The organism is Streptomyces sp. NPDC088915 (genome assembly GCF_044749825.1).
Taxonomy (GTDB): Bacteria; Actinomycetota; Actinomycetes; order Streptomycetales; family Streptomycetaceae; genus Streptomyces.
In genome coordinates, this window is record NZ_JBIVIR010000015.1 from 66,980 (window position 1) to 84,027 (window position 17,048).

The 17,048-nt window shown below is 73.2% G+C and carries 13 protein-coding genes and 1 tRNA gene; 7 read left to right on the top strand and 7 right to left on the bottom strand.

Annotation, left to right across the window (positions count from 1 at the left end):
* Positions 1-87: 87 nt before the first annotated feature.
* The 4 genes from ACIP5O_RS25805 (at position 88) to ACIP5O_RS25820 (ending at position 3,068) form a co-directional block, all read left to right on the top strand.
* The gene (locus tag ACIP5O_RS25805; RefSeq protein ID WP_401297095.1) at positions 88-1,317 is read left to right on the top strand and encodes a sensor histidine kinase; all 1,230 of its coding nucleotides are present in this window, start codon (positions 88-90) and stop codon (positions 1,315-1,317) included.
* Between the two features lie 33 nt (positions 1,318-1,350).
* Positions 1,351-2,037 (top strand): response regulator, encoded by a 687-nt coding sequence (locus ACIP5O_RS25810; protein ID WP_401297096.1) that lies wholly within the window; start codon positions 1,351-1,353, stop codon positions 2,035-2,037.
* A gap of 121 nt (positions 2,038-2,158) precedes the next feature.
* Positions 2,159-2,593 carry a glutaredoxin domain-containing protein gene (locus tag ACIP5O_RS25815; protein ID WP_401297098.1) on the top strand — a complete coding sequence of 145 codons (435 nt, stop codon included), beginning with the start codon at positions 2,159-2,161 and terminating at the stop codon, positions 2,591-2,593.
* Between the two features lie 85 nt (positions 2,594-2,678).
* Positions 2,679-3,068 (top strand): PRC-barrel domain containing protein, encoded by a 390-nt coding sequence (locus tag ACIP5O_RS25820; protein ID WP_401297100.1) that lies wholly within the window; start codon positions 2,679-2,681, stop codon positions 3,066-3,068.
* Between the two features lie 67 nt (positions 3,069-3,135).
* Here the strand turns inward: ACIP5O_RS25820 and ACIP5O_RS25825 are convergent, their stop codons facing one another.
* Positions 3,136-3,429, bottom strand: coding sequence for a YkvA family protein (locus tag ACIP5O_RS25825; RefSeq protein WP_356539947.1), 294 nt, complete (start codon positions 3,427-3,429; stop codon positions 3,136-3,138).
* Positions 3,430-3,534: 105 nt separating this feature from the next.
* Positions 3,535-6,630 (bottom strand): glycoside hydrolase family 3 N-terminal domain-containing protein, encoded by a 3,096-nt coding sequence (locus ACIP5O_RS25830; RefSeq protein ID WP_401297103.1) that lies wholly within the window; start codon positions 6,628-6,630, stop codon positions 3,535-3,537.
* 351 nt (positions 6,631-6,981) lie between these two features.
* Here ACIP5O_RS25830 and ACIP5O_RS25835 point away from each other — a divergent pair, with 351 nt between their 5' ends.
* Positions 6,982-7,731 (top strand): hypothetical protein, encoded by a 750-nt coding sequence (locus ACIP5O_RS25835; protein WP_401297104.1) that lies wholly within the window; start codon positions 6,982-6,984, stop codon positions 7,729-7,731.
* 67 nt (positions 7,732-7,798) lie between these two features.
* Positions 7,799-8,326: a hypothetical protein gene (locus tag ACIP5O_RS25840; protein WP_401297106.1), complete on the top strand. Its 528-nt coding sequence runs from the start codon at positions 7,799-7,801 to the stop codon at positions 8,324-8,326.
* Here the strand turns inward: ACIP5O_RS25840 and ACIP5O_RS25845 are convergent.
* Positions 8,265-11,624 (bottom strand): S8 family peptidase, encoded by a 3,360-nt coding sequence (locus ACIP5O_RS25845; RefSeq protein ID WP_401297108.1) that lies wholly within the window; start codon positions 11,622-11,624, stop codon positions 8,265-8,267. The two genes, ACIP5O_RS25840 and ACIP5O_RS25845, sit on opposite strands and share 62 nt — an antisense overlap.
* A gap of 434 nt (positions 11,625-12,058) precedes the next feature.
* The gene (locus tag ACIP5O_RS25850; RefSeq protein WP_401297110.1) at positions 12,059-13,087 is read right to left on the bottom strand and encodes a DUF5954 family protein; all 1,029 of its coding nucleotides are present in this window, start codon (positions 13,085-13,087) and stop codon (positions 12,059-12,061) included.
* Between the two features lie 167 nt (positions 13,088-13,254).
* On the opposite strand from ACIP5O_RS25850, the gene ACIP5O_RS25855 reads away from it, so the two are divergent.
* A tRNA-Trp gene (locus tag ACIP5O_RS25855) sits at positions 13,255-13,329 on the top strand.
* A 43-nt stretch (positions 13,330-13,372) separates the two neighbouring features.
* On the opposite strand, the gene ACIP5O_RS25860 is transcribed toward ACIP5O_RS25855, so the two are convergent.
* From ACIP5O_RS25860 to ACIP5O_RS25870, 3 genes are read right to left on the bottom strand one after another with little or no spacing between them, the layout of a single operon-like run.
* On the bottom strand, positions 13,373-14,518 hold the full coding sequence (locus tag ACIP5O_RS25860) for an AI-2E family transporter (protein ID WP_401297112.1): 1,146 nt from the start codon (positions 14,516-14,518) through the stop codon (positions 13,373-13,375).
* Between the two features lie 32 nt (positions 14,519-14,550).
* On the bottom strand, positions 14,551-15,573 hold the full coding sequence (locus ACIP5O_RS25865; RefSeq protein ID WP_401297113.1) for an NEW3 domain-containing protein: 1,023 nt from the start codon (positions 15,571-15,573) through the stop codon (positions 14,551-14,553).
* A gap of 40 nt (positions 15,574-15,613) precedes the next feature.
* Entirely contained in the window at positions 15,614-17,047 is a 1,434-nt protein-coding gene (locus ACIP5O_RS25870) for a Gfo/Idh/MocA family protein (RefSeq protein WP_401297115.1), read from the bottom strand.
* Position 17,048 lies beyond the last annotated feature (1 nt).

Sequence of the window (17,048 nt, forward strand, 5' to 3'; positions counted from 1 at the left end):
CGGCCCGCACGGCTCCCGGACCGTACAACCACCGTGGTATGCCGCTGGGTTGACGCCCGTCCGGTCGAGGGTGGCTAGGCTGCGGCGATGCAGCTCCGTCCTCTCCGCAGCCCCCTCGTCAACGCGCTCATCGGCGTCGCGATGACGGGACTGGCGCTGCTCCTCGGACAGGACGCCGCCGCCCAGCGCTGGCCGGTCCTCGACCCGGTGGCCTACGCGCTCATCGTCGTGGTCAACCTGCCCGCCGTGGTCCGGACGCGCTTCCCCGTCGCCGTCTTCGTCCTCGCGCAGAGCGGCTTCGCGGTCTACGTGGCCTTCGGGTACTGGCCCGTGGTCAACTCCCTGGCCACGCTCCTGGCGACCTACACCCTCGCCTCGGAGCGCCCGGCCCGGATCTCGGTGCCCGGCGCGGCGGTCACCGGCCTGACGTGGCTCGGCGCCGGCCTGCTCGACGAGGTGAACGGCGGACACCACGGCTCGCTGGCGGCCGCCGCGGGCCAGGCGGTGGTCTTCCCCGCCGTGCTCTGGTGGTTCGGCGCGCTCTCGCGCAGGACCACCGAACTCACCCGCGCGCTCGCCGCCGAGCAGGAGGAACGGGCCCGGCGGGAGGTCGCGTACGAACGCGGCAGGATCGCCCGGGAACTCCACGACGTGGTCGCCCACCACATGGCCGTGATCTCCGTGCAGTCGGGCCTCGCCCGGTTCGTCTTCGACAGCGATCCGGCCACCGCGCGCACCGCCCTGGACACCATCGCCGACACGGGCGCCGAGGCGCTCGACGAACTCCGCCGCATGCTCATGCTGTTGCGCGAGGGCACCGACCCGCGCGCCCCGGACCGCCCGATGCCCGGCCTGGCCCGCCTCGACGAACTCGTGGCACGGGTCGGGGCCGGAGGGACGCCCGTCGCGCTGACCGTCGCGGGGATCCCCCGTCCCATCGGCTCCGGCGCCGACCTCTGCGCCTACCGCGTCGTGCAGGAGTCGCTCACCAACGTCCTCAAGCACGCGCCCGGAGCCGCGACCGAGGTCGTCGTCCGCTACGGGCCCCGCCACTTGGAGGTCGCCGTCACCAACGAGGGCGGGCGAACGATTCCGGCCCACCTGCCCACAGGAACCGGCCACGGCTTGATCGGCATGCGGGAGCGCGCCAAGCTGTACGGCGGGCGGATCGACATCGGCCCGCGCGACGACGGCGACGGTTTCGCCGTGCGACTGACCCTGCCCCTCACGGCACGGGCCGGCGCACTGCCCGCCACCGGCCGTCGCGGTGGCCCCGCCCCGGACGACCGGCCCCCGCCGGCGCCCCGGGAGGGCTGAACCCGCCGGCGCGACAGGAGAGCCACCCCTCGGATGAGCCAGGTGATCAGGGTCCTGGTCGTCGACGACCAGTTCCTCATCCGCGCGGGCCTGGTCGGGCTCCTGAAGGCCGCCCCGGGCACGGAGGTGGTCGGCGAGGCCGTGGACGGCGAGGAGGCCGTGGCCCTCGCGGCGCGACTCCGCCCCGACGTCATCCTCATGGACATCCGCATGCCCGGCGGCAACGGGATCGACGCCACCGCCCGCATCCTCGCCGAGGCACCCGACCCGGCGCCCCGCGTCCTGATCCTCACCACCTTCGACCTCGACGAGTACGTGTACGGGGCGCTGCGCGTCGGCGCCTCCGGCTTCCTGCTCAAGGACTCCGGCCCCGAACGGCTCCTGGCGGCCGTGGCCGCCGTGGCGGGCGGCGACCACCTCTTCGCCCCGAGCGTCACCAGGCGCCTCGTCGAGGCCTTCGCCCACCGCGCCGCACCCGCCGCCGAGGAGACCGTGCGGTCCGGGGCCCCCGAACTCGACGCGCTGACCGGCCGGGAGCGCGAGGTGCTCCGACTGACCGGCAAGGGCCTGTCGAACGGGCAGATCGCCGGGGAGCTCCACATCAGCGAGGCCACCGTCAAGACCCACCTCAACCGCGCCATGGGGAAGCTCGGCCTGGCCAGCCGCGCGCAGGCGGTCGTCGTCGCCTACGAGAGCGGCCTCGTCGTCCCCGGCCTCTGACCCGACGTGCCCGGGGGCGACCCGGGGCGACCCGGGGCGACCCGGTACGGGACGGAGTTCCGGCGCCGTCGACGACACCGCCTGTGGACCGCCGAAGGCCCCCTCGGTAACCTGCGTCACCATGACGCGCGCCTGGACCCTCCCGACGTTGTTCCTGCTCTGCGGCTCCGCCGTCGCCGGCCTGACCTTCCGCGAGAACCCCGGTGGAGCGGCGGCGATCCTGCTGCTGTTCGTGCTCCTCGCGGGCGCGCACTCGCCCCTGGCCTTCCCCCGGTCGATCGGCGCGGAGGAGGCGCGACGCCTCGGCGCGCTCGACGGCCGGCCGGTCGTCTTCTGGCGGCCCGGTTGTCAATACTGCCTGCGCCTGCGCGCCCGGCTGGGCCGCGACGCCCACCGGCTGCACTGGGTCGACATCTGGCGCGACCCCGCCGGCGCGGCCGTGGTGAGGGCCGTCAACAACGGCGACGAGACCGTGCCGACCGTCTTCGTCGCGGACCGGCCGCACGTCAACCCCGAGCCCGCGTGGGTGCGGTCGCAGCTCCCCCCTCCCGCGTGACCCGGCGGGCGCACGGGTGTGAGGTCCGGTCCTCGGGGCAGGCGGTCCCCCTCAGGAGACGTCCGAGAACGGAGGAGTGAGCGGTATGGCGGAGAACGTGTGGAGCTACGGGCAGGCGTTCGGGCATCTGGTGGGCACGGACCTGACCGGCTGGCGGGTCGAGGCGTCCGACGGGCACATCGGCAAGGTCGACAAGCACTCCGACGAGGTCGACGATTCCTACCTGGTCGTCGACACCGGGGTGTGGATCTTCGGCAAGGAGGTGCTGATCCCGGCGAGCGCGGTCACCCGGATCGACCTGGAGGGGCAGGAGGTGCACCTCGACCTGACCAAGGAGCAGATCAAGGACGCGCCGGAGTTCCACTCCGACAAGCACCTCGCCGACCGGCAGTACCGGGAGGAGATCGCCGTGTACTACCGGACGGGCGGACCGTTCGGAAACGGGCCGCTCGGGGGCGGGCCGACCCCCGTCTGACCCCGGTCGGACACGACGAGGCGGTCCCCCGCAGCCGATCGGTTGCGGGGGACCGCCTCGTCCCGTGTCAGCCCTTCAGCTCCCCGCGGTCCGCCCTGCTCCTGGCGGCCGCCGAGTGCAGGGCCCGCAGGGCCAGCAGGAGGACGCCGACGTCGTCCAGGTAGACCGGGTCCGGGACGAGGTCGATCGGCGACACCGTGTACACCACGGCCGTCCAGAAGAGGGCCTTGGACTGCAACGGGACGCCGGCGTCGAGCAGCAGCCTGCGGGCCCGGAAGACGCGCACGAGCAGGACGGCCGCGTATCCCGCCACCACGAGCGCGAGGACGACGGCCACCACGATCCAGAAAGAGCTGTCCATGCCGCCCTTCTACCCCGGTTTCCCCGAACCGCCCCCGCCGGCGTTCTCGCCGGCAGGGGGAGGGGCCCTCCCCGGGCACGGGGAGGGCCCCTCGCGCGCACCTCGTCAGGCCGCCCGGTACGCCGTCGTCAGCCGTGCGACCGCGCCCGTCAGGTCACCCGAGAGCAGCAGCCGGTCCGCCTCCGCGAACGGCCCGGCCGTCGCCGGGGTGATGTCCTGACCGATCCTCTTCTGGACGACGTCCCGCGCCCGGGACAGCAGCTCCCGGCCCTCCGGAGACGTCCCGCGCCCGGCCGCCTGGAGCACCTTGGCCGCGACCCCGATCGCCTTGAGCGTCAGCTCGCCCCCGGCCTGCGGGACCGGCCGGGTCGTCAGCCCCCAGCCGAACGGGAACTGCGGGTCGTACGAGGCGTCGCCGACGTTGATCGGCAGCTGCGCCTCGGACTTCGGCCAGGTGACCGGGAGCTGACCGGTGAACGGCCGCGTCCCGTACAGCACGTCCGCCACGCCGTCTCCCTCGGTGCCGGGCAGCCAGGACGCCACCAGGGCGTCGATCGCCCCGAGCCGGTCCCCGATCAGCTGAGGCCGCCCGGAGACGACCAGGACCGCGCACGGCATCGCCGCGCAGACCTTGTCCACCGCCGCCTTGTCGGCCGCCGTCAGCTCCAGGTCGTGGCCGTTGCCCACGTCGCCGATGCCCTCGGCGTACGGCGTCTCGCCGACCACCACGACCCCGACGTCGTACCCCTCGGTCGCGGCCGAGGCGTCCTTCGAGTAGTCGACCGTCGTGTCCGGAGCCGCCTTGCGCATGCCTTCGAGGATCGTCGTGCCGGTCGTGTTCCGGCCGGACGAACCCTGCCAGCTGATGGTCCAGCCACCGGCCTGGTTGCCCAGGTCGTCGGCGTTGGAGCCGGCGACGTACACCTTCTGCGTCCTCTTCAGCGGCAGGACGCCGCCGTCGTTCTTCAGCAGCACCTGGGACTTGGCGACCGCCTCCCGTGCCACGGCGCGGTGCGCGGCCGAGCCGACCGCGGAGAGGTGCGTGGTGTCGGCGTACGGCTTCTCGAACAGGCCGAGCCGGAACTTCTGGGTCAGGATCCGCGCGACCGCGTCGTCCACGCGCGCCCGGGAGACCCGTCCGGCCGTGACCTCCTCCGCCAGGATCCGGGTGAAGTCTTGGTAGTTGGTCGGCACCATGATCATGTCGAGTCCGGCGTTGATCGAGGTCCGCACGTCGCTCGCGTAGTCGCCCGGGATCTGGTCGATCGCCTGCCAGTCGCTGATCACGAACCCCTCGAAGCCCATCCGCCCCTTGAGGACGCCGTTGATCATCTCGGCGTTGGCGTGCATCTTCACCGGGCCCTCGTCGTCACCGACGACGTCGAGCGAGGAGTACGAGGGCATGACCGTGCCCGCCCCGCGCTTGACCGCCTCGGCGAACGGCGCCAGGTGCACCGCCTCCAGCTCCTGCCGGGTCACCTTGGTGACGCCCTGGTCGATCGTGTACGAGCCCGTCGTCGACGACCCGAACTCCGTGCCGCCGTCGCCGACGAAGTGCTTGGCGCTGGTGAGCACCTTGTCGTTGCGGTCCAGGTCCGCGCCGCTGCTCGCGCCCTGCATGCCGTTGATGACCGTCTCCATGGCCTTCACCAGGGCCGGGTCCTCGCCGAACGCCTCGTACGAACGGCCCCAGCGCTCGTCCCGGGTGACGCACAGGCAGGGGGCGAAGTCCCACGGGATGCCGGTGGCCCGGACCTCCTTGGCGGTGACCGCCCCGGTCCGCTCGGCGACCTTCGGGTCGCGCCCGGCGCCGATGCCGATGTTGTGCGGCATGATCGTCGCGCCGATGACGTTGTTGTGCCCGTGCACCGCGTCCACGCCGTAGATCAGCGGGATCTGGAAGCGGGTGGCCCGGGCCCTGAGCTGGTAGGCGTCGATCATCTTCGCCCACGCCTCGGGCGTGTTGGGCGTCGGCACCGAGCCGCCGCCGGAGAGCAGCGAGCCGAGCCGGTAGGAGGCGATGTCGCCCTGCGACCGCAGCGCGTTGCGCTCGGCCTGCGTCATCTGCCCGGCCTTCTCCTCCAGGGTCATCCGCCCGAGCAGGTCGGCGACCCGCTTCTTCACCGGCAGCCGCTCGTCGAGGTACGGAAGGCCGTGGGCGTCCACGACGACCTGCGGCGTCTCGGCGGGCGCCTTGGCGCCGGTCACGTCGAGGGTGAGCGGGATCGTCTCGGCCTCCTCGGCCGCACCGTCCTTCCTCGTCGCCACGGTGACGGTCTGCGAGGTGCCGGACGGGGTGCCGGCCGGGAAGGTCAGGGTGCCGCTGACCGGCGCGTAGTCCTTCCCGGCCTCGGCGGTCCCCTTCCCGGTGGTGTACGCGACGGTGACGGGCTCGCCGATGGGGCCCGAACCGGTGGTGGCCACCGACACCTTCACCCGCGCGCTGCCGCCCTCGGCCACCGGGTACACGGCGGCGTCGGTGATCACCCTGGTGTTCAGCGCGGGCTCCGCCTTGCCGTACAGCTCCACCCCGTCCAGGGCGAACGAGCCGGGGGAGCCGGGCGGCAGGGTCAGGGCGTAGCCCCACATCTCGTTGAGCCCGAGGATCTGGTCGATGCCTCCGACGGGCTGGTAGTCGGCCCGGTACTGGAACTCGGAGAACGGGATCTCGACGAGGTGCCAGCCCTCCCAGTCGTCGGTGAAGGACGTGGTCCACAGCTCGGACGCCTCGCCATTGGCGCCGCCGTCCTTGAGCTCGAAGTTGATCCGCTTGCCCGAACCGGGCGGCAGGGGAGCGGTGTTCCGGCCGTACCACCAGAAGCGGATGCCCTTGGACGCGGTCCAGTCGTGGGCCGGCTCGTCGAAGGCGAAGTCGTGGGTGAAGCCGCCCCAGCCGCTGATGTCGAACGTGCCCTCCAGGACCTTGGAGCCCTCGGGCGCGTCGGCCCGCTCGGCGATCCGCAGCGCCGGGTGGTCGTCGGCGTCGCTGCCCCAGGTGAAGATGCCCTCCGCCGGCGGGTTGCCGAAGGGGACCTCCCCCTCGAACCGGTCGACGGCCACCGGCGCGGGCTCGTCGGCGGCGGCGCTCGGCAGCGCCCCGGCCAGCAGCCCGCCGAGCACGGCGACGGCGCCGGCCACCGCCGTCGCGGTTCTGCCCCGGACACGGTTCCCGAAGCGGCTCTGGTGTCTGGTGCGTGGCATTGCGGCTCCTTCAGTACGGGCGGGATCCTTCGATCACTTCACGAACACGGTCCGCGACCGCGGAGCCCCCGCGTCAAGGGACGACATCGCTGCCGGGACCGCTCTGGGAGCGCTCTCAGAGCGGTGCGGGCGAGTCAACCGTCAGCCCGTCACGTCGTCAAGAGTTCACACGGACAACGACTGAAACCGGCGCGGCTCCCATCGGGAGGCCTTCATGCGACCTGTGTGTATTCAAACCCTGAACGCTCGAAGGGGCTTGACGAGCCGTCCCTCCAGGGGGAAGAGCCCCGGCATGGGGTGGGCGGGGCGCCGGTTAGGGTGCTGGTTCGACGTCGAAGGGGGAACCGCACCATGACGTTTCCGCATGCGCAATCGCATCCACCATCGCATCCACCGCACCACCCGCAGCAGTACCCGCCTCCGTACCCGCAGCAGCACCCGCCCGCGTACCCGTACCCGCCCGCGTACCCGTACGCACCCGTGTACCCGTCGGCGCCCGGCTGCGAGGTCTGCGGGGCGCAGCCCGCGACCGCCGTGACCGCCCGCGCCCACCAGGGCATGATCGTCGTCATGCGCACGGTCACGCGGCGCGGGACCTTCTGCCGCACGTGCGGACTCGCCGTCTACCGGCAGATGACCTCCGGCACCCTGCTGACCGGCTGGTGGGGCCTCTTCTCCCTCTTCGTCACGCCCTTCGTGATCCTGGCGAACGTCTTCGGCGCCCGGGCCGCCCTGCGCCGCCTCCCCGAGCCGTACGGCGCCGTGCGACCGCCGCTCGACCCCGGCAGGCGAGTCCTGCGCCGGGCTCCCGCGATGCTGATCCTCACCCCGGTCGCCCTGCTCGCCCTGGCGGTCCCCACCCTGGTGCTCGTGGGCCTGTTCACGGACGACGGGGGGCCCGCCGCGCTGTCCGTGGGCGATTGCGTACGCAACGAGGCCGACTGGCCCGACCAGCAGTTGCGGAAGGTCGACTGCGGGTCCCCGTCGGCGGAGTACCGGGTGCTGGACGAGGCGTCCTGCGGCCCCGGCGACTACCTCCTGCGCTCCGAGTACGTGATCGACTCGCCCGGCCGCCCGGGCTCCTGCGTCGCGCCCCTCTGACGGGCCGGCGCGCGAAGGCGCCCGGACCGCGTCGGCCGGGCACGAACGACACGAAGGGGAGAGACCCGTGGAGCAGACTTCGTTCGTCCGGTTCCAGGGAGTGGTGAGGCATCCGCGGGGGCACTTCCCCGGTGTCTTCGTGCTCGCCAACGAGCTGGCGGCACAAGGCAGGCTGACCGACGAGCAGTACCGGTTCTGGAGGGCCGGCAACGACTGGTACGACGCCCATTACACCAACCCGACCCACGTGGACCCCGCCGTGTACGACCCCCGGGTGCATCCGGGCGCCGTCGCCTGGTTCAAGGCGTCCGCCCGGCACCTCATCGAGCGCGTGGACGGCTACCTGGAACTCCTCGCGGCCCACGGCGTCGAGTGCCACCGTCTGGAGTCCTCGAACCCCGGCAGGGTCCTCTACGAGGACGCGGACCAGATCGTGGTGGCGGCGGAGGAGGAGCCGGACCCGGACGCACCCCGGCCCGGTGCCGCCCGAGGCGGGGGCACCGGGCCGGGGCGCAACGGTCAGGCGGTCGGCGTCACTTGCCGTACCACGCGTTGCGGATCGTCAGGGTCGACGTGTTGCCCTGCTTGTCCGTGACCTCGGCGGAGAGGGCGATGCCGCCGTCCTTCGCCGGGCTCCTCACGGAGATCCGGCCGCCTCGGACCTCCACGGACTTCCAGGTCTTCCCGTCGTCGTAACTCACGGACACGGCCAGCGCCTTGAGGTTCCCGCCGGCCGCCGAGCCCTGCACGGTCACCGGCACCAGGACCGGAAGGCCCGCGGGAAGGCGCGAGGCGAGGTCGACGGGGGGCGCGAAGCGGACCGTGGACACCGGCAGGGCGGTGGTGGCCGCGACCTGCTTCGAGCGGAACGTGAAGCCGGCGTCGATCCGGGTGGAGGCCGCGGCGACGTCCGCCGGGCGCTCCACGGAGGCCGTCAGCCGGTACTCGGCGTCGGCGGCGTCCACGGTGAAGGGCTGCGAGCCGCTCAGCGGGTCGTCGTTCCGGCCGACCTCGACGCCGTCGCGGTACAGCGTCGACGTGGCGGAGGCGTATCGCGTGCTCCCCGCGTGGCCCTCGCCGTCGGCGAGCAGCGGCAGGGCGCCGACGAGCCGCTGCTCGCCCGTGTCCGGGTCGGGGGCGGTGCGGAAGACGCCCATGCCCTCGCCCAGGAGGGGGCCGAAGACCCCGGTGTTGAACGTCTCCCGGTACGTCCCGCCGGCCTCGTACCGCTTCGGCCGGACCATCTCGTAGGCACCCTCGAAGGCCGGGTAGCCCCATTCGTCGGGCTCGCCCGTCTGGTTGAACCGGGTGAGCCACGTGACCCCGTCGCCGGTCGAGACGTGGAAGGTGCGCGTGCCCGGCGCCGGCTGGGGCGCGGAGAAGCCGTTGCCCTCCGGCGCACCGGGAAGGTGGGCGTACGGGGAGGCGAGGGCGGACTTCCCGGGGGCGGAGGCGCCGAGGCCGACCTTCAGCGTGGCCAGCTCGTTCGCCCTCACGTGCCGGGCGTATCCGGTCGCGACCCTGCTCACCTTGCCGCCGAAGGCCACCGCGTACTGGCTGGTGGCGTCCTTGAGGAAGTGCGCGTCCCAGGTCTGCAGGAGGGAGCCGTCGGTGACGGCCGGGCCCGTGTGGGCGGTGCGGAATCCGGTGAAGCCCCGGAGGACCCAGCCGTTGCCGACCCGGCCGATGTCGGTGGCGCGCTCGTAGTACGTCCCCGCGTAGTCCGCCTTGTCGATGCCCGGCACGGTGAGGGCCACCGGCCTCGTGGTGCGCGCGTCGGCGACGACCGTGGTGTCACCGGTGACGTCCAGCTTCGGCCGGGCGATCCAGTCGGTGCCCTTGGTGTAGTCCGCCGGATCCTGGTAGACGGCCGTGCTGAGCGTGTACGAGCCCTTGGGGACGCGGATCGTGCGGTCGCCCGGCTCGTCGTCGACGCGGGCCTCGAAGCCCGCGGCGGGGCCGCCGACGCCGACCAGGGTGCTGGAGAAGTTCTGTGCGTCGGTGCCGTCGCGGCCGAGGGTCCTGAGCGTGAGGTCGTAGGACTCCGCCTCCCGTACGGCCACCGCGGCCGTACGGACGGACTGCCCCGCGCCGGTGGCGGTGACGTAGCCCGAGTAGGCGCCGTCGGCGTCACCGATCCTGGTGTCGGCGACGAGGTCCACCTCGGCCGTGCCGCCGGCGGGCACGGTCACCCGCGGGGAGCCGAGCGCGAAGAAGCCGGCCGGGGCCGGCCCGCCCGCCGGGTCCAGGCCGGACACCGACAGGTCGAGGGTGACGTCGTCGGCCCCGAGGTTGCGGTAGACGACCTTCCCGGTGAGGGGGTCGTCGTCGGCGTGCGGCCACCGCGCCGTGCCGAGGTTCAGCGAGACCGGTTCGGCGATCACGCTCTGGGACAGCGCCCGGTCGACCTGGACGCGGCCCGAGCCCTGCTGGAAGGCGGTGTGGTCGCCGCCCTCGGCGGACGCGACCAGCGCGCCCTTGAGCTCGGCGGACTTCCAGTCCGGGTGCCGCTGCTTCAGGATCGCGGCCGCACCCGCGACGTGCGGGGTCGCCATGGAGGTGCCGTCGATCTGGAGGTACCCCGGAGCGGGGTGCGGGGTGCCCGGGCGGGTGTCGAGGGCGCTGCCGGGGGCGGCGGCCGCGGTGATGGCGACGCCGGGCGCGGTCACGTCCGGCTTGACGGCGCCGTCGCCGACGCGCGGCCCGGTGCTGGAGAAGGGGGCGAGCCGGTCGTCCTCGTCGACCGCGCCGACGGTCAGCGCGGCGTCCGCGCTGCCCGGCGAGCCCACCGTCGACCCGCCGGCCTCGCCCTCGTTGCCCGCCGCGACGGCGAACAGGACGCCCTTCTCGGCGGACAGCCTGTCGATCGTCGCCTCCAGCGGGTCGACGCCGGGGCTGTCGGCGCTGCCGAGGCTGAGGTTGACCACGTCCGCGCCCTCGGCGGCGGCCCACTCCATGCCCGCGACGACGGCGGAGTCGTCCCCGTAGCCCTCGTCGTCGAGGACCTTCCCGCTGATCACCTCGGCGCCGGGGGCGACGCCCTTGTACCGGCCGCCGGACCTGGCGCCGGTGCCGGCGGCGATCGACGCGACGTGCGTGCCGTGTCCGACGCGGTCCACGGCGTCGGGGGAGGCGGAGAAGTTCTTCTCGCCCACCACCCGCGTCCTCAGGTCGTCGTGGGTCTTGTCGACGCCGGTGTCGAGGACGGCGATCTTCACGCCCGTACCGTCGTAGCCGGACTCCCACGCCCGGTCGGCGCCGATCTGCCGGACGCTGCGGTCCAGGCTCGCGCCGCGCACCCCGTCCAGCCACACCTTTCCGATGCCGGAGGCGGTGGCGCGTACGCCGTCCTTGCGCCGGTCGGTCAGCGCCTCCCACACCTCGGCCAGGTCGTCCCGCGAGGCGTGGACCGCGTCGGCGCCGAGGGTCGGGAACGTGCGCCGCAGCCGGGTCTCCCCGGCCGTGCGCACCTCGGCCCGCGCGGCGGTGGCGCCCCCTTCGTACTGCACGATCAGCTTGAGCCCGTCGCGGTGGCTCTCGCGCAGCCTCGGGTCGGTGAGCACGTCGAGGTCGAAGAGCCGCTGGTCCAGCCTGCCCGTGGCGATCAGGCGCTGCGCGTCGGCGGGCACCACCAGGGTGTGCTCCCCGGTGCGCCGCAGCTGTACGGGTATGTGTGCGCGGCCCTCGGCGGCCTCGAAGCCCACCATCCGGCCGGTGGCGTCCACCACCACGCGGTCGCCGGTGACGAGCGGGATCCGCTGGTCGCCGCCGACGCGGGTGATGTCCGGTGCGGCCGTCGCGTGCGCGGCGATCGCCGTCGCGGGGCCGGTCGTGCCCGCCGCCAGGGCCGCCGAAGCGGCCACCGCGACGGTGAAGGCGCCTGCTCTCTTCACATGTGCGCGCAAGTCTCCCCCAGGAGTCAGGGATGGGGTGGATCGGTCGTTTCCGGTCGGGGCGCGAGGGCGCCCGCCACCGGCCAGCGCAGTATGTGAGGTGGAAAAGGCGTGATCAACGCCGGTGCGGGGGAGGGGAGTCGAGCCGTAGGGTTTCAGGCCATCCTGAGGTCGGCGCGTTCGATGGGACGACGACGGCGGTGTGACGGCTCCGTGACGGCCGGACGATGCTTGTACGACACCGGCGGCGCACCGGCCCGCCGGATCGCGCTCCGGCGCAGCTCCCACGGGCTTTTCGCGGAGCGGCGCCCCCGCGGACGGAGGGCGCCGCTCCGATTGGCCGTATCCGTGCCCGGAGGGAACGGCTCTCCGTCCGGGCACGGGAACGCGGTCCGGACGCCACCGACCGGGGAGCCACGACCGCGGGCCTCTCCTTACGCGTCCTCCTCCTCGTAGTGCAGCGTGCCGTCCTCGTCCATGCGCGGGTGCATCTTCGTCGGCCCGTACTCGTCGATGTCCGAGGGGCGCGGCCCCTCGGGACCGTCGGGGCCGAAGCGGACCATCCGCTCGACGCGGCAGATCCGGAACTCCCGGCCGTCCACCCGTACCTCGTCGGCGCGCTCGGCGGCCCGGAACAGCTCACCGGCCCGCCGGTACCGCTCCCGCTTCTCGTCGCCCCACTGGTACAGCCGGGCCCACAGGTCGGTGAGGTCGTCGTACAGGTCCCGCCGCGCCTCGTGCGGGGACGGCGCCAGGCCGCCGACCGGCTGCCAGACGTCGCCGGAGCGCTCCACGATGCCGAAGCCGACGGGCAGCATGGCGACGTCCGGATGGGTGGTGACCGCCTTGCGGGAGTCGGCCCGGACGGCGGCCGGGTAGCGCTTCCCGGCGTAGTGGAACTCCCGCAGCCCGATCCGCAGGGCCTCGGCCATGAGTCCGCGCACCTTCTCCGGGTCGAGCACGGTGCCGGTGTCGAGGCAGCGGCGGGCGCCGCGCTGCCGCTCCCAGACCCGGAAGACCGGCTCGGGGTCGGTGGGGCGCGGCGGTTCGAGACCGTCGTCGCCCATGCGCGCGACCTCGTCGCCCCGCACGATCCGGTACGTCGTGCCCAGCACGACGAGTTCGTCGACCGGCTCCCGTTCGAGGACGCGTACGGCCGCGAGGAGTTCGCGCCGCACCTCCGGGTCGTCGGTGTCGTCCTTGGCCCAGAAGAAGAATTTCGACTGCAGGCCGTCCCGGGTCTGCTGCGGCATCCCGTCCTGCAACGGCATCACCACCCGCCACGGGGCGTCCGCGCCCGCCTCCCGCGCCGCCACCCCGAACAGCGAACCGCGCACGGCGAGCCGCGGATACCGCACGGCGGCCTCGGCGGCGTCGGCCTCGGTCACCCAGGCGACGGGATCACCCTCCCGCACCAGCCCCGCGCGTACTTCGTCGAGTCGTCGCTTCCAGTGTTCGTCCATGCGCGCATTGTGGCGCCGGACCCGGTGGGCGGTCCGGTGATCCGCCCATCACCTCAACTTACGGGTGACAACGGGAGACGTTTCGAGACACCGCCGGCGCGGGCTCGGAGCGCGTCGGCCCCCCTTCGACCGCGCGAGCCGTCCGCCGCGTAGGATCGCCGTCGGGCGGGGCCGTAGCGCAGAGGTCGACGCGCGCGGTCTCCAAAATCGCGAGGACGCCGGTTCGACTCCGGCCGGTCCCGCCCGTCCTCCCGTACGGCCCGGAGGCCCGGCCGAGGGCGCGTCCTACGACGCCACGGCGGCGGTGGCGTGCGGATCGCCGGCGTCCGGACCGTCACTGTCCGGATCGTCGGCGCCCGGTTCGCGCGGGGGAGCGGCGAGCTGTTCGCGCAGGTAGTTCCAGACCACCGAGACCAGCGCGGCCGCGGGCACCGCGAGGAGGCTGCCCACGATGCCGGCCAGGCTGCCGCCCAGCGTCACCGCGAGGAGCACGACCGCCGCGTGCAGACCGAGGCCGCGGCTCTGGATCATCGGCTGGAACACGTTGCCCTCCAGCTGCTGCACCACGACGATGATCGCGAGCACGATCAGCGCGTCCGTCAGACCGTTCGACACCAGCGCGATGAGCACCGCGACGAGACCCGCGAACAGGGCGCCCACGATCGGCACGAACGCGGAGACGAAGGTCAGCACGGCCAGGGGGAGCACCAGGGGCACGTCGAGGAACCACAGGCCCAGGCCGATGAACACGGCGTCGAGCAGGCCGACGAACGCCTGCGAGCGCACGAACGCCCCCAGGGTCTCCCAGCCGCGCTCGGCCACGACGGGGACGTCGGTGGCGAGGCGGCCGGGAAGCTGGCGGGTGAGCCACGGCAGGAAACGCGGGCCGTCCTTGAGGAAGAAGAACATCAGGAAGAGCGCCAGGACGGCCGTGACGAGACCGTTGAACACGGTGCTCACACCCGTGACGACGGTGGTGACCATGCTGCCGACGCTGTCCTGGATCCGTGCGACCGCGGCGTCGAAGGCGCCGGAGATCTGGTCGTCGCCGATGTTCAGCGGTGGCCCGGCGGCCCACTCGCGCAGCCTCTGGATCCCCTCGACCACGCCGTCGGCCAACTCGCCGGACTGGGACGCGACCGGCACCGCGATCAGCGCCACGATGCCCGCGACGACCACGAGGAAGAGGACGGTGACCACGGCCGCGGCCAGGGCGGGCGCCCACCCGAGCCTCCGCAGGAAGCGGGCGAGGGGCCAGGTCATGGTGGTGAGGAACAGGGCCACTATGAGCGGCCAGACGACCGACCACATGCGGCCCAGGATCCACAGGGCCACGGCCGCCATCAGCAGGACCAGCAGCGACTCGGCGGAGACGCGTGCTGCCGTGCGCAGCGCGGCGGCGGTTTTCGATGAACTCAGCATGGCAGGCATGGCATCACCCTAATGAACGGCCGCGGCGCCCCTCACCGCCCGATGGCCAGGTCGAAGAGGTGGATGTTGCCGTTGCCCGGCAGCACCACGAACTCCACCCGCTTGGCGGGGTCGAGGGGGATCGAGTGGGCGAACACGCGGTACGCGATGCCGGCGTTGCCGTACCCGCCGGGCCGGTTGCGCCCGTCGCTCGACGCCACCAGGGTCGCCCCGTGGGCGTTCGCCGGATCGAACGACCAGTTCGGGAACCCGAACGAGCCGGTGCTGCTCGTCCCGTCCGTGTAGTACACGGTCGCGGTGCCCGACGCCCCGCTCGTCACGCCCGAGCCGAGGAAGACGAGCCGGGTGCCCGTACCGCTCAGGGCGACGGCCTGGCCCGCGGCGGAGACGTTGTTCCTGGTCCCGCTCGGCACGTCCGGCCAGCGCAGCTCGGCGCCCAGGGCGTTGACGGTCCCGCCGGGACGCAGCCCGGCGTCGGCGAGCTTCTGCGCGGAGAAGCTGTTGCCCCCGCCGTCGTAGTTCCCGGGCGCCGTGTCGCTCTCGTCGGTCACCCCCACGTTGTTGTACGCGGCGGCCAGGTTCGCCAGGGGAGTACCGCTGTGCTGCGTCCTGGTCCCGGTGGCGGACCCGGCTCCGTCGCCGCCCCGGTAGGTCGCGGTCGCGGTGAACGTGCGGACGGTGAAGCCGGGGCGTCGCTCCGGCACCCGGATCCGGAAGGCGGCCTCGGCGGAGGCGCCCTTGGCCAGGGCGCCGTCCACTTCGAGGACCGAGGGCTGGACGGCCCAGCCGACCGGCCCCTCGAAGGACACCTTCAGCGAGCGCATCCGCTCCGGTCCCGCGTTCGTGACGGTCACCTTCACCGTCGAGACGGCCGGCCCGTCCAGGTCGACGGGGGAGATCGTCACCGCGGTGGCCGCGGCCGCGACCGTGGCTGTGGTCGAGATCGGGGTCGAGGCCGTCGTGGGGACGGCGGTCGCGGTCGCGACGGGGAGGAGCGCGAGCGCGCCCGCCACGACGAGGGCCCCGAGCGATCCGATCGGTCCTGCTGGTCTCACGTACGGCTCCTTCACGGTGGGGGAGGGGATGGAGGCGGGGTCAGACGACGGGGGGCATCTCGGTGGCGCGCGAGTCCAGACCCGTGCGGAGGTTGACCCAGGCGCCCCGGGTGAAGTCCGGTATCTGCACGGGACGCCCCTTGGCTGCCAGGGACATGACACTCAGGGGGACGGGGGCGCACCAGGCCGCCGAGTCGTAGACGTCGATGTCGGGCACCAGGCCCGCCCGCATGAGCTGGACCGTCCGCCACTGCAGGACGTAGTCCATGCCGCCGTGACCGCCGTTGTTCTCCGCGTCGTCCCCGATCTTCTTCCACAGCCAGTGGTCGAACTCCTTGCGGTAGGAGCCGAAGTCCCGCCAGGAGTGCCCGCTGTGGTCCGGCTCGACGTAGACGCGTCCGCCGTCGGCCGACAGCACGCCCGCGTAGTCCTCGAAGATGCCCCGGCTGCCGGCGAGGGAGTTGATCCGGCTGTAGGGCCGCGGAGAGCTCACGTCGTGCTCGGCCCGGATGACCCGGCCCTTGGCCGTCTCGATCAGACAGGTGACCAGGTCGCCGTTGACGTACGTCTCCTTCCAGGAGGGGTGGTCCCTCGGCACGAACCGCGCCCGGTAGTCGGCCAGGCCCTTCGGCTCGGTCGCCGTGGCGCGCAGGGTGGTCATGCGGTCGCCCCGGTTGATGTCCATGGCCGCGGCGATCGGCGCGAGGCCGTGCATGGCGTAGAAGGAGGCGGTGCTCCGGGTGTGCCAGAGCCGCCGCCACGCGTCGGTGTAGTACGTGTCGGAGAACAGCAGCTCGCGCAGGTCGTGCAGGTAGCCGCCGTGTCCGTTCGTGACGTCGCCGAACAGCCCCTCGTGCGCCATCTTGAGCATGGCCAGCTCGTTGCGGCCGTAGCTGCAGTTCTCCGAGAGCATCAGGTGCCTGCGGGTGCGCTCGGAGGTGTCGACGAGGTCCCACAGCTCGTCGAGTTCCGTGGCGATGGGCAGCTCGACGACGACGTGCTTGCCGGCGAGCAGCGCGGCCTTGCCCTGCGGGTGGTGGAACTCCCAGGGCGTGGCGATGTAGACGAGGTCGACGTCGTCGCGCCGCAGCATCCGCGCGTACGAGTCGGCCGAGCCGCCGTACTCGGCGGGGCGGGGCCTGCCGGCCGCGACGAGGCCGTCCGCGACCCGCTTGACGCGGTCGGCGCGCACGTCGCAGACGGCGGTGACCGTACAGCCGGGGACGACGGACCAGCCCGTGGTCATGCCGGAACCCCGGTTGCCCAGTCCGATCACACCGACGCGCACCGTCCGGTGGACGTCGTAGGGCACGTCGATCATGGACTTCTGGCCCGGCTTCCGGCGTGGCGCGGACGCCGCCGTCACCGCCGCGGCCGCGTCGGGGGCGGCTCCCACCCCGGTCGCCAGGACCCCGGTGGTGGCCAGGGCGCCTCCCAGGAGCAGGCGGCGCGAGACTGCGGGGAGTTGTGACATG

Coding starts and splice junctions, on each gene's coding strand:
- ACIP5O_RS25850 (WP_401297110.1), bottom strand. CDS start 13,087: ATGGACGAACACTGGAAGCGACGACTCGACGAAGTACGCGCGGGGCTG.
- ACIP5O_RS25820 (WP_401297100.1), top strand. CDS start 2,679: ATGGCGGAGAACGTGTGGAGCTACGGGCAGGCGTTCGGGCATCTGGTG.
- ACIP5O_RS25860 (WP_401297112.1), bottom strand. CDS start 14,518: ATGCCTGCCATGCTGAGTTCATCGAAAACCGCCGCCGCGCTGCGCACG.
- ACIP5O_RS25810 (WP_401297096.1), top strand. CDS start 1,351: ATGAGCCAGGTGATCAGGGTCCTGGTCGTCGACGACCAGTTCCTCATC.
- ACIP5O_RS25830 (WP_401297103.1), bottom strand. CDS start 6,630: ATGCCACGCACCAGACACCAGAGCCGCTTCGGGAACCGTGTCCGGGGC.
- ACIP5O_RS25835 (WP_401297104.1), top strand. CDS start 6,982: ATGACGTTTCCGCATGCGCAATCGCATCCACCATCGCATCCACCGCAC.
- ACIP5O_RS25825 (WP_356539947.1), bottom strand. CDS start 3,429: ATGGACAGCTCTTTCTGGATCGTGGTGGCCGTCGTCCTCGCGCTCGTG.
- ACIP5O_RS25805 (WP_401297095.1), top strand. CDS start 88: ATGCAGCTCCGTCCTCTCCGCAGCCCCCTCGTCAACGCGCTCATCGGC.
- ACIP5O_RS25815 (WP_401297098.1), top strand. CDS start 2,159: ATGACGCGCGCCTGGACCCTCCCGACGTTGTTCCTGCTCTGCGGCTCC.
- ACIP5O_RS25870 (WP_401297115.1), bottom strand. CDS start 17,047: ATGTCACAACTCCCCGCAGTCTCGCGCCGCCTGCTCCTGGGAGGCGCC.